This is a genomic window from Microbispora sp. NPDC088329, from assembly GCF_040685655.1.
Classification (GTDB): domain Bacteria; phylum Actinomycetota; class Actinomycetes; order Streptosporangiales; family Streptosporangiaceae; genus Microbispora.
Genome location: NZ_JBFBIP010000052.1, coordinates 1 through 10392 on the forward strand (window position 1 = coordinate 1; position 10392 = coordinate 10392).

Annotated in this window: 12 protein-coding genes; 9 read left to right on the forward strand and 3 right to left on the reverse strand. The window is 69.2% G+C overall.

Features of this window, described 5'->3' with window-relative positions; all coding sequences use genetic code 11:
- Positions 1-145: 145 nt before the first annotated feature.
- The 6 genes from AB0O28_RS39565 to AB0O28_RS39590 all read left to right on the forward strand — a co-directional run bounded on the left by AB0O28_RS39565 (position 146) and on the right by AB0O28_RS39590 (position 6222).
- Positions 146-538, forward strand: coding sequence for a lasso peptide biosynthesis protein (locus tag AB0O28_RS39565; protein ID WP_363648141.1), 393 nt, complete (start codon positions 146-148; stop codon positions 536-538).
- Positions 535-1995 carry a hypothetical protein gene (locus tag AB0O28_RS39570; protein WP_363648143.1) on the forward strand — a complete coding sequence of 487 codons (1461 nt, stop codon included), beginning with the start codon at positions 535-537 and terminating at the stop codon, positions 1993-1995. The genes AB0O28_RS39565 and AB0O28_RS39570 overlap by 4 nt, the downstream gene beginning before the upstream one ends.
- A complete protein-coding gene (gene adfB, locus AB0O28_RS39575; protein WP_363648145.1) occupies positions 1992-2204 on the forward strand; it encodes an actinodefensin-associated protein B in 213 nt (70 codons plus the stop codon). The genes AB0O28_RS39570 and adfB overlap by 4 nt, the downstream gene beginning before the upstream one ends.
- The gene (locus tag AB0O28_RS39580) at positions 2194-2970 is read left to right on the forward strand and encodes a hypothetical protein (RefSeq protein WP_363648147.1); all 777 of its coding nucleotides are present in this window, start codon (positions 2194-2196) and stop codon (positions 2968-2970) included. The genes adfB and AB0O28_RS39580 overlap by 11 nt, the downstream gene beginning before the upstream one ends.
- A gap of 478 nt (positions 2971-3448) precedes the next feature.
- Positions 3449-4426 (forward strand): prolyl oligopeptidase family serine peptidase, encoded by a 978-nt coding sequence (locus AB0O28_RS39585; RefSeq protein WP_363648148.1) that lies wholly within the window; start codon positions 3449-3451, stop codon positions 4424-4426.
- A complete protein-coding gene (locus AB0O28_RS39590; protein WP_363648150.1) occupies positions 4423-6222 on the forward strand; it encodes an ABC transporter ATP-binding protein in 1800 nt (599 codons plus the stop codon). Before AB0O28_RS39585 ends, AB0O28_RS39590 begins: the two co-directional genes overlap by 4 nt.
- A gap of 147 nt (positions 6223-6369) precedes the next feature.
- Here the strand turns inward: AB0O28_RS39590 and AB0O28_RS39595 are convergent, their stop codons facing one another.
- Positions 6370-7071, reverse strand: coding sequence for a CBS domain-containing protein (locus tag AB0O28_RS39595; RefSeq protein ID WP_363648152.1), 702 nt, complete (start codon positions 7069-7071; stop codon positions 6370-6372).
- A gap of 219 nt (positions 7072-7290) precedes the next feature.
- Between AB0O28_RS39595 and AB0O28_RS39600 the strand changes: the two genes are divergently transcribed.
- The 3 genes from AB0O28_RS39600 (at position 7291) to AB0O28_RS39610 (ending at position 9632) form a co-directional block, all read left to right on the forward strand.
- Positions 7291-7950 (forward strand): CBS domain-containing protein, encoded by a 660-nt coding sequence (locus AB0O28_RS39600; protein WP_363648154.1) that lies wholly within the window; start codon positions 7291-7293, stop codon positions 7948-7950.
- A 23-nt stretch (positions 7951-7973) separates the two neighbouring features.
- Entirely contained in the window at positions 7974-8960 is a 987-nt protein-coding gene (locus AB0O28_RS39605) for a nitroreductase family protein (RefSeq protein ID WP_363648156.1), read from the forward strand.
- A 75-nt stretch (positions 8961-9035) separates the two neighbouring features.
- Positions 9036-9632: a hypothetical protein gene (locus AB0O28_RS39610; RefSeq protein ID WP_363648158.1), complete on the forward strand. Its 597-nt coding sequence runs from the start codon at positions 9036-9038 to the stop codon at positions 9630-9632.
- 22 nt (positions 9633-9654) lie between these two features.
- Here AB0O28_RS39610 and AB0O28_RS39615 read toward each other — a convergent pair whose 3' ends face one another.
- A complete protein-coding gene (locus AB0O28_RS39615) occupies positions 9655-10095 on the reverse strand; it encodes a hypothetical protein (RefSeq protein WP_363648160.1) in 441 nt (146 codons plus the stop codon).
- Between the two features lie 177 nt (positions 10096-10272).
- A partial coding sequence (locus AB0O28_RS39620; protein ID WP_363648162.1) for a LuxR C-terminal-related transcriptional regulator occupies positions 10273-10392 on the reverse strand: 120 nt, incomplete at its 5' end.

The window sequence follows — 10392 nt, forward strand, 5'->3', positions numbered from 1 at the left end:
TTGGGTGTGATCGTGCTGCTCTCGCCCTCCCCCCAGACCCCCCCGCACCCCCCCCCCCGACCCGGCGCAATCGAGATGAATCGCACACTGATGTTGCCCACCCGGGAAGGATCGGGCTGCCCGCGCTGCGACTTCAAAACCGGACATGAAAAGGGAAAGGGTTTCAGTAATGGTGAGGGCGGCGGCGATGGAAGCGCGTGATTTTCTGGAGTCGATACGGGATGGCGTGGGGGCGTACAGGATCGAGTCGTGGCCGCAGGTGATACCGGACCGCTTGGCCCGGCGGGTCGGCGACGTCGTGGCCTCGTTGCGGGTGGAGCAGCGCACCAGCGTTGGATTCCTGGATCCTGTGGAGGACGCGCTGTATATGACGGCAGGGCTGCGCAGGTTGGGTTTCCCGGCTTCGTTCCACCTGGGCCGGGAAACGGTGCCGACGACGCCACCGGCAGGGTTCTACGCGTGGGTGGAGTGTGACGGTGAAGTGGTGAGTACATCTCTTCCAGTCAAGGAGACATATCTAGAGGTGTATCGGGCATGAATCGAGTCGAGATAACCAAGCGGGGGGTGCGGTCGAGTGGTCCGGGAACGATGGTCCCCGGGCTGAGAATCGCCAATTCGAAAGATTTGTTTGAATTGGCGCTGGAGCTGCCGTCGACGCTGCCTGTGTATTACCGGATCGATCCTTCGGGGTTGGAGTGGAGCGAGGATCTGGCCGCTTTCACCGGTGGCGCCGCGGCTCCCGGTCCGGAGGCGTGGGATCTGGTCGCCCTGGTACACGGCAACGTACCGGCGCCGGACGACGCGCTGGGTGTGCCCGGGGTGCAACGACTGACGGTCGGCACGGCGGTGCGGGTGGACGCCGCTGGGGTGCGGGTGGGGCGGAAAGCACCACGATTGCCCAGGCCCGAGGGGGATCTGATCCACGCGGTCGGTGCGGGGCTACCGGATGGTGCGTTCGGGATCGCCTACAGCGGTGGACTTTCCTCGGCGTTCCTGGCAGTGGCGGCGTACCAGGCGGGTAAGCGGCCGGTACTTGTGCACGCGGATCTGGGCGTGGCCTTCGCACACTTGCCGGTGCCCGAGATACCCGGCCTGGAATTGAGACGGGTACCGATTGATGTCTCGGAGTTGCTGGACCATCACCCCATCGACTCCGGGGTGCCGCGACCTCCGATGCCGGAGGTGGAGGTGCGCCGTCGCCTTTTAGCGGCGTTGTCCGCGGCGGCGGAGCTGCCGTTGGCAAGCGGGGCGCTGCTGGAGGATCTGGTCTCGATCCGTTTGCCTGAAGCGGATATCAGCGACGAGAAGCTCCTCGAATGCGAGCCGTTCCACGTGGCCGGCACCCTGCCCACATTGGCCGAGGCGCGCAAGCTCCTGGAAGTACAGACGGTGTATGCGCCTATGGCCGGTGCGAAGGGCCCATCAGAGGAGCAGCAGCCCGGTGCTCAGCCGCCATCGGTGCCGCCGGAAATGAGCGTGGTGCCTGGGCTGACCGAGGCAGGCCGGGAGGAATACGACATCGCGCGACAGTTGCGCCTCCCGCTGTGGGAAGAACACCTTAAGTCCCTCCCGCCGGTGTTGGGCAGGGCCGACGCCGCTTTGGCCGAGCGCGGGGGAGCCGGCGCGGTGCTGCCGGCCCTCGACCCGCAGGTCCTCGCCGCGGTGGCCGCCCTTTCATCCGACGACATCGGCCGGATCGAGCGAGGCGCGTTTCGGAACAACCTGCCGCTGCGGCAGGCGATCGATGCGCACGGCGTCACCGGCGTACGCCGCGCGGCGCCCGGTTACTGGCTGCGCCTGGCCGCCGCGGAACACCTGTACGCACAGCGGGACAAGCTGGCGGCGTCCATCGCTGATTCCCCTCTGGTGAAGGAAGGCCTGATCGAGGCCGGGCGGGTCGCCGCAGCACTGCGCGACCCTCGGCGGATGAGCGAGCACGCCCTGGCTCTGCTGCGGTTGGTGTGGACCGACCACTGGATGCGAGGTCAAGCATGAGCACGGTGAAACTGGCGCCCCAGGTCACTCTGACTAAATTGCCTTACGGCGGCGCGGTCCTAGTGAATGGCGTGAATCTGGCGATCGCCGAGTGCGATGAGCCGCAGACCTTGGCGATCGATGAACTGCTGGCCGGCGGCGTACCGGAAGGGCACTTGGCCCAGCTTCTGATAGCGGCCGGCTGGGTGGTGCTGAGCGATGCTGGCTGATCTGCTGGTGGCGGTCCTGGCCGGGCCCCTTGTCGCCTCCGGTGTGGCGAAGCTGGCGGCACCGGCCGAGAAACTTTCCTGGCCGATCCGCAGCGGGCCCCTGGCGATGCCTCACGGCCCGCGGCTGATCGCCGTCGCGGAGCTGGTCGGCGCGGTGCTGCTCATCGTGGTGCCTGGCCGCCTTGCCGCGGTTGGTGGCCTGGTGGCGTACCTGGCGCTGACCGGCGTAGCCCAAGCGCTGCGTGGCCAGAAGTGCGCCTGCTTCGGGCTGGCGCGGCTGGCCTCGGTAGGTCGCACCCACGTCCTCTTGAACGCCGTTGGCGCGCTGCTGGCGGTCATCGCTCTACTGATGGGCCCCGGCGCCGAGACGGCGTTGCGCGCCGCGTGCGCGGTAGCGGCAACCGCCCTGATGACGGGTGTGGTCTTCGCGCTGGACCACCGTGCCCACGAGATCGAAGCAGCAAAGGAAAAACAGATCGTGGAACGCACCGATGCCGTGTACGGCGTACAGCTTTACACTTCCGCGTCATGCCCCTCTTGCCGGGCGCTCAAGAAGCTTGTGGCAGGTATGGAGCCGGCCCGCCGCGACGCGGTCGCCGAAACCGTGCTCGGACCCGATGACGCAGCGCCCGGAGTGATGGCGGATATGGGTGTGCCCTGCGCGCAGGGCCTCGACGCCGCCGGTGAACCCGTCGGGGAACCGGTCTCTGGAATCGGCTCGGTCAAGGCTTTGATCAACTCGATCGTGGTTACTGCACATGCTTGACAGTTGGAGGGAGAAGTCACCGAACGGCGCGTGGGCGCGGCTGACCGCCCCAGGTAAACCCTCGATCTCGCAGGCGAATCCCGCCGTTACGCACTGGCGAGAACTGCGGGTGGACCCGGACCTGGCCGGGCTCGCAGTAGACCGGGCAAGGCCGACCCGTATCGAGATCCACACGCACAACACGTCACCGGGTTGGGCCCTGCCTCTCACCGATGTGCTGCCCGCACAACTTGCCTGGCACCCCGAAAGGCCCCTCGTCGCAGGGCTGGTGGTGCGGGGTCGGCGTGCCCACCCGTGGGTGGCCGACTACGCCGCACAGACTGTCACAGTGTTCGACCAGATCCGGGCCGCAACCTCCCACGCACGGCCCCCCTTCGCCTGGGTAGGCGACCGCCTCGTACTGCTCCTCCCGTCGCCCCCTCCGGCGAGGACTGCACCGGCACACGGGACTCCCGTGGCGTTGGAGGCGACGGGTCCGATGTACGTGAAGTTCCTGCCCACCCTGCCGGAACTCGCCGCTCTCATCGCTGCCCGGCCCGCAGCGCTGGATCCGGTTACAGGCCAGGCGATCGTACTGACCGACCCACTAGTGGTACGGCGCCTGGCCGATCTGAGCGGCGAACTGTACCTGGAGTACGCCGAGGACGACCCCGTCTCCGACAGCGGGCTGTCCTGGTCCAGCCTGACTGTATCGGTGGGCGGCTCGGGCTCGCCCCGTCCGGTCGCGGAGGCTCCGCGTGAGCCGGCGCCGTGGGAGGGGACACCGGTTTCCGAGCCCACCCACCCACCGGGGATCAGTATCGATAACGGGTACCACCAGGCCACGCTCACGCACCACCCGGGCAGGTTGGCAGCGGTGTTGTGGCTGCGTGACGCCCGCCCTGGAGAGCAGGCAACGGTGCCTCCCCTGCTGGATACCGGACACGCGGTCGCGAGCCTGGAATTGCCGCTGCATTGGCCGGCCGACGCGACGGTGGAATACCTTCACCCGCAGATCATCGACACGGTGCGTGCCGCGATGGCCACCGTGGATGGTCCGATGCTGGTGGGCGGGCACAGCTTCGGCGCCACCCTCGCCCTGTATGCCCTCGCGCATGTCCCTGAGCTGCGGGGAGCGATCGTGCACAGCGGCTGCTACAACCGCACCCTCACCCCGACCGGCTGGCAACACGAGAAACGCCACTTGTGGCAGGCCCCGGACATCTACCGTGCTTTCAGCGCCATCGAGTTCGCCCACAAGCTGGATCGGCCGGTGCTACTGGCCCACGGCACCAACGACACCAACCCCGCCACCGCCCCCGAACAGTCCGTCGAACTCTACAGAGCCATCGTTGCCAACGGCGGCACCGCCCGCCTACTCCTCCTCCCCGGCGCGGGCCACGCGTTCTACTACGCCGAACACACCGCGTTCCTCAGCATCGAGCACCGCGACTGGATCGAGCGGTGGACCCGATGACACCCAGGCTCACCGTCCGCGACATGTGCGGGGCGGCGGTACACGCCGTACGCGTGTCCTGGGCGGCGGACCGGCGTGGTGTCCTCATCGTGGTGGGGCTGCAACTGACCACCGCGGTCGGGCTGGCCGGTGCGTTGCTGTTGTTGCGGGGCATGGTGGACGACGTGATGAGCCTCGCCGACGGGGGCGGCGCCGGAGCCGACCCATGGAGGTTGGTGTCCGGGTTGATGGTGCTGGTCGCTTTCGGCGCGGCGGGTGCCATCCTGCAGACGCTCAGTGGGATGCGGCAGCAGATCCTCACCGATCGGGTGGACCGGCACGTCATCTCACTGGTGTTACGCACCGCCGCCCACACCGAGCTGTTGGAATTCGAAGATCCGGACTTCCACGACCGGTTACAGCGCGCGGTACACGCCTCGCGGCGCAAGCCGGCCACGGTGGTCATGATGCTGATCGCGATGCTGCAGGCGGCGCTGACCGTGCTGGCCATAGCGGGCGTGTTCGTCACCATCGCCTGGTGGTTACTCCCCCTGGCGGCCCTCAGCGCGTTGCCGCTGTTCAAGGCCGCCAAGGATCGACGCAACGCCGTGTACGCCATGAACCACTCCCTGGCCGAGAACCACCGCCGCCGCCAGTACTTGGAGCAGTTGCTCACTTGCCGGGACGAGGCCAAGGAGATCCGGGCCCTGAACCTCGGCGCCACCCTCCACACCCGATGGGACAGCGAATACGCCCAAGAGCTGAACGGCATGGCCCGCCTGATCCGCACTCATGCGGGACGCGAGATCCGCGCCAAACTCTTGTCCAGCGCCCTGATCGTCGGTGTCATCGCCTCCGTCTGGGCGTTGGTAGACGCCGGCATGGTGTCCCTGGCCGCCGCCACCACAGGCCTGGCCGGGCTCTGGTTGCTGTCGAGCCGCATGGGAATGGCCAGTCAGATGCTGAACGACGTGGGCCAGTCGCTGTACTTCCTCAAAGACCTGCACAACTTCACAGCCGCAGCCGTCGAGCCGCTCCCCGGACCCGCCGAGCCCGTGCGCCCATTCAGGACGCTATGTGCGCGCGACCTGACCTTCACGTACCCCGGCGCCGACCGCCCCACGCTCTACGGCGTCGACATCTCACTTCACCAAGGCGAGATCATCGCCCTCGTCGGAGCCAACGGGTCCGGGAAGACCACTCTTGCGAAGCTTCTCGCCGGCCTGTACGCGCCCACTGGCGGGAAACTGATCCGCGACGGCCACTCTGTCACCGACCTGCACCAACTGCGTCACGGCTGCGCCGTGGTGTTCCAGGACTTCGTCCGCTACAAGCTCACCGCCCACGACAACATCGCTTTCGGTCGCGTCGACGACCAACCCCACGACAGCCGGATCAGACACGCCGCCGATTTCGCCGGCGTCGCCACCCTATTGGAGAGCCTCCCCGACGGCTACCACACCGTCCTCGGCCGCGAATTCACCGATGGCACTGACCTTTCCGGCGGCCAATGGCAGAAACTCGCCATCGCCCGCGCCTTCTACCGCGATGCCCCCTTCGTCATCCTCGACGAGCCCACCGCCGCCTTGGACCCGCAAGCCGAAGCCGACCTCTTTGCCCGCATCCGTCATCTCTTCGCCGACCGCACCGTCCTGCTCATCTCTCACCGCTTCTCCAGCGTCCGCAGCGCCGACCGCATCTACGTCCTCGATTCCGGCCGCGTCATCGAGCACGGCACACACGCCGATCTCATGCGTACCCACGGCCGCTACGCCGACCTCTTCCTCACCCAAGCGGCAGGGTATCTCGACGCCTGAAGCCGCCCCGGTCGAACAATCCCTGCGACGTGACCTTGCCGCACCACAACGGCCGAATCGAAGGCGTCACTACGCGAACGAAGGCGATCACGCGGTAGACGCACGGCCGGGCTGGGTTCGACTTTCTGCGCCACCGCCTTGGGGCGATCAGGCCTCTTCCCAGGGGCCGACGTCGTCCTCCTTCCACTCCAGACGGTCGACGACGCCGATCACGCCGTTGGTCCGCTCGACCATCCGCGTGAGCACCCGCGACTGCGAGCGGCGCTCCAGGGCGCCGGTGAGCGTCACGACGCCTTCCGACACCGACACCTCGACGCCCGACAGATCGGCCCACAGGCAGTTGCCGATGATGTCCTCGCGTACCTCACGGGCGATGTCGGCGTCCGCGCGGGCGAGGACCTTGAGCAGGTCGTGGCGGCTGATGATGCCCACGAGCACGCCCTCGTCGTCCACGACGGGCAGGCGTTTGACCCCGTGCCGATTCATCAGGCGCGCGGCGCTGACCACGCTCGTGTACGGACGAGTGGTGACCGCGGGGGCGGACATGAGTTCGGCGGCGGTCACCCCACGCGCTCGCTCCTGGCTCCTGCCGGCGCCGTGTCCCACGGCCTCGCGCAGGCGGGCGCGGAGCGGCGGCCGGTAGCCCTCGCGGTAGAACTGCTCGCGGAACTCCTCCTTGCGCAGCAGGTCGGCCTCGGAGACCACGCCGACGACGTGGCCCTCGCCGTCGACGACGGGCACCGCGCTGACCTCGTGTGCGATGAGCACCTCGGCCACGTCCCTGAACGGCGTGCTGCCGTTGACGGAGGCGACCTCGCTGGTCATGACGTCCCGCACCTTCATGTGCATGATCCGCTCCTTCCGGGCCGTCTTCCGTTCCCCCTTCCATCGCATCGCCGTACGGAGCGGCTGCGAAGGGACGGACGTCCCTGCCGGCGGGGCCCTTGGCCCTGCCCTGTCCGGACGGCGCGACGGGTGGCCGAAAGTCCCGGGTGGTCAGGACCTTCACCGCTGACCTGGAAAGACGCCGCGAGGCACGCTGGCAGTGAGGAGATGGGAGGCGTCGTCATGACGGCGAAGGTGAAGGATGTCATGGGCAGGGTCGCCATCGCGGTGCCGATGGACGCGTCGTTCGCCGACCTTGTCACCACCATGCAGCGGTTCAAGGTGGGCGCGGTCACGGTGGTCGACGCCGACCGGCGCCCGGTCGGGGTGGTGTCGGAGGACGACATCCTCCTGAAGGAGATCGACCCGGGCGAGGGCGCCTTCGACGGCCCCCGCAGGCGTGAGGAGCGCCGCAAGGCGTCGGGCACGAAGGCCGGCCAGATCATGACGCGTCCCGCGATCACGGTCACCGGCGGCACATCCGTACGGGACGCGGCCCGGCTGATGCACCGCAACCGCATCAAGCAGCTGCCTGTGATCGACACCATGACCGGCCGGATCGTGGGGACGGTTCATCAGGGCGACCTGCTGCGCGTGTTCGTCCGTCCGGCGGAGGGCATCCTGGCCGACATCGAGGAGATCACCGCTCGGCTGAACTCAGGCCCCGACGACCTTCGGGTCACCGTCTCGGGCGGCGTGGTGACGATCAAGGGACAGGTGCCCCGCAGGTCGGACATCAAGCCGCTGCTGCACGCCGTACGCCGGGTCGAGGGCGTCGTCGAGGTGGATGCCGATGTCGCCTTCCTCGTGGACGACCTGCTCATCGCCCCGCCGTTGCTGTGACCGAGCGCCCTGGGGAGAAGATCGTGAAAACTCGGACGGAAGAGATCGCGCAGGCGGCGAAGGCCGCGGTGGAGGCGGCGCTGTGGGCCCCCTCGATCCACAACACCCAGCCCTGGTCGTTCGGTGTCTCCGGCGACGAGATCTCCCTGCGCGCCGACCCCGACAGGAAGCTGCGGGTCTCCGACCCCACGGGCCGGCAGCTGATGATCAGTTGTGGCGCCGCGCTGTTCAACGTGCGGATCACGCTGCTCGCGCTCGGCTACGAGCCCGAGGTGCGACGCATCCCCGACCCGGAGCGGCCGCTGTTGCTCGCCACCGTACGCGTGCGGCCGGGGCAGGAGCCGGGCGAGCACGTCCGGCTGCTGCACGGCGAGATCGAACGCCGCCGGACCCACCGGTCCGGGTTCACGGCTCTGCCGGTGCCGGACCGCCTGATCGACGCGCTCGTGGCGGAGGCGACGGCCGAGGGCGGCCATGTGACGCCGATCAGGTCGGACGCCTCCGCGCGGGTGCTTGCCGCGCTCACCGGCGCCGCCCAGGACGTGCAGTCGCAGAACCGGTTGTTCGTCCTCGAACTCATGCGCTGGGCCCGGCCGCCCGGCAGCTCACGCCGCGACGGGGTGCCCGCGGCGGGCTATCCGACCGATCCCCGGCGTACCTACCCCCAGCACTTCGCCCAGCGGGACTACGCCCGGGGGCACGAGTGGGGGATGGCGCCGGACGAGCGGGTGTCCGCCTCAACGGGCCTCGTGGCCCTGCTCAGCACCGCCGGCGACTCCCGGGAGGACTGGCTGCACGCGGGCGAGGCGCTGCAGCGGATGCTGCTCCACGCCTCCGCGTACGGGCTGAGCGTCGCCTTCCACACCCAGGCACTGGAGATGCCGGAGCTGCGGGAGTTCATCCGCAGGCACCTGTGCTCGGACGAGCCCCCGCAGATGATCATGCGGCTGGGGTTCGTCATCGACGAGAGCGAGAGCGTCCGCCGCGCCCCCTCCGAGGTCCTCGAATAAGAGTGCTCGAGTGAGAGGGCGTGGGCGGGTGCGCCGGGGGAAGTGGGACCTCCTGTGGCCGACAGGAGGTGCGTCATGAAATCGATCGCCCGCTGGGTCGTGTCGCGGCTACGCCGCTACCGGCCCGACCGCAACCCACTGCGGCGCCGCACCGACCGGGTCGAGGCGGCGCTCGCCGCGGCGGCGGTGGCCGCCGTCCTGCTCGCCGTGTGGCCCGCGGCGCTGGCCGCCCGAACGGTGTACGACGGCGGCCTGGCGGCCGAACGGGTCGGGCCGGGGGCGCGCCAGCTGGTCGAGGCCACACTGATCCAGGAGGTGTCCGTCGGCTCGGCCGGCGGCCGCGGCACGCTGGGGGCGAGTCTGGCGCGGTGGACGCTGCCGGGCGGCGAGGTCCGGGAGGGCGTGGTCCCGGCGGCCCTTCTCCTGCGGAACGGCCAGGCGAACGCGCGGCTGTGGGTGGACGCCGCGGGCAGTCCGGCCGCGCCGCCGCCGCGGCGGGCCGAGACGGTGACCCGGGCGGGACTGGCCGCCTTCGGTGTCATGGCGGCGGCCGCGGCCCTGGCCGGGGCCTGCTTCGCACTCGCACGCCACCGGCTGGACCGCAGGCGCTACCGCGAATGGGACGCCGCCTGGGCGGCGGCCGACCAGAGGTGGCGGCGCCACCACATCTGAGCGCCGGTCACCTCATATGCGGTCACCTCATGTTCTGCGAGATGTCGCACGAGCGGCTGCCGGGGGCGCAGTACGCGCCCTGACTGGTGATGCGCCCGGCGGACGTCACCGCGGTCGACTGCGGGCCGCTCAGTAGCGAAGGCGTGTTGACACCGTTGAGGTTCTGGATGTTGCTGCCGGAGCCCGACTTGTACTGCATGGCGCCGCTCCGCGAGCCCTCGACCGCCTGATAACCGCGCGGGCCGGGGCGGGGCCTGGCCCGCGCCTTCGCCTTCGCCTTGGCCTTGTTGGCTTTCGCGGCGGCTCCGGCCGCGTGCGGTTTGCGGCGCAGCGGTGCGGAGGCCGCGTCCGCCGCCTCCGCGACGGCGAGACCCGCCAGCGAGACGACGAGGGCGGCCACCGCAAGCCGCCGCGCCGCCGAGGCGAGATCGGTCCTGAGAACGTCCGCGCAGTGACGAGACACCTGGCAACCACCTGCCCGCTCTGGCATCGATACGCCATGGACATAAGCGACATAGGGCATATGCCCGTATCGCTGGGGCTGGGCCGGTGTCCTGGGACACTCCGGCACCGATGATTACCCGGCTGATTACCTGGGCCGACTGATTACCTGGGCCGACTGATCACCTGTGGCGCCCGCTCAGTCCTGGCGACCGGCCTTGAGACGGGCGGCGAGCGCGGCGGCCTGGGTGCGGCGCTGCATGTCGAGCTTGCTCAGCAGGTTGGACACGTAGTTCTTGACCGTCTTCTCGGCCAGGAA

What these genes read in the sequence shown, in the direction of transcription:
- AB0O28_RS39565 (WP_363648141.1), top strand. Translation starts at nt 146, where the DNA reads ATGAAAAGGGAAAGGGTTTCAGTAATGGTGAGGGCGGCGGCGATGGAA.
- AB0O28_RS39570 (WP_363648143.1), top strand. Translation starts at nt 535, where the DNA reads ATGAATCGAGTCGAGATAACCAAGCGGGGGGTGCGGTCGAGTGGTCCG.
- adfB (WP_363648145.1), top strand. Translation starts at nt 1,992, where the DNA reads ATGAGCACGGTGAAACTGGCGCCCCAGGTCACTCTGACTAAATTGCCT.
- AB0O28_RS39580 (WP_363648147.1), top strand. Translation starts at nt 2,194, where the DNA reads ATGCTGGCTGATCTGCTGGTGGCGGTCCTGGCCGGGCCCCTTGTCGCC.
- AB0O28_RS39585 (WP_363648148.1), top strand. Translation starts at nt 3,449, where the DNA reads ATGTACGTGAAGTTCCTGCCCACCCTGCCGGAACTCGCCGCTCTCATC.
- AB0O28_RS39590 (WP_363648150.1), top strand. Translation starts at nt 4,423, where the DNA reads ATGACACCCAGGCTCACCGTCCGCGACATGTGCGGGGCGGCGGTACAC.
- AB0O28_RS39595 (WP_363648152.1), bottom strand. Translation starts at nt 7,071, where the DNA reads ATGCACATGAAGGTGCGGGACGTCATGACCAGCGAGGTCGCCTCCGTC.
- AB0O28_RS39600 (WP_363648154.1), top strand. Translation starts at nt 7,291, where the DNA reads ATGACGGCGAAGGTGAAGGATGTCATGGGCAGGGTCGCCATCGCGGTG.
- AB0O28_RS39610 (WP_363648158.1), top strand. Translation starts at nt 9,036, where the DNA reads ATGAAATCGATCGCCCGCTGGGTCGTGTCGCGGCTACGCCGCTACCGG.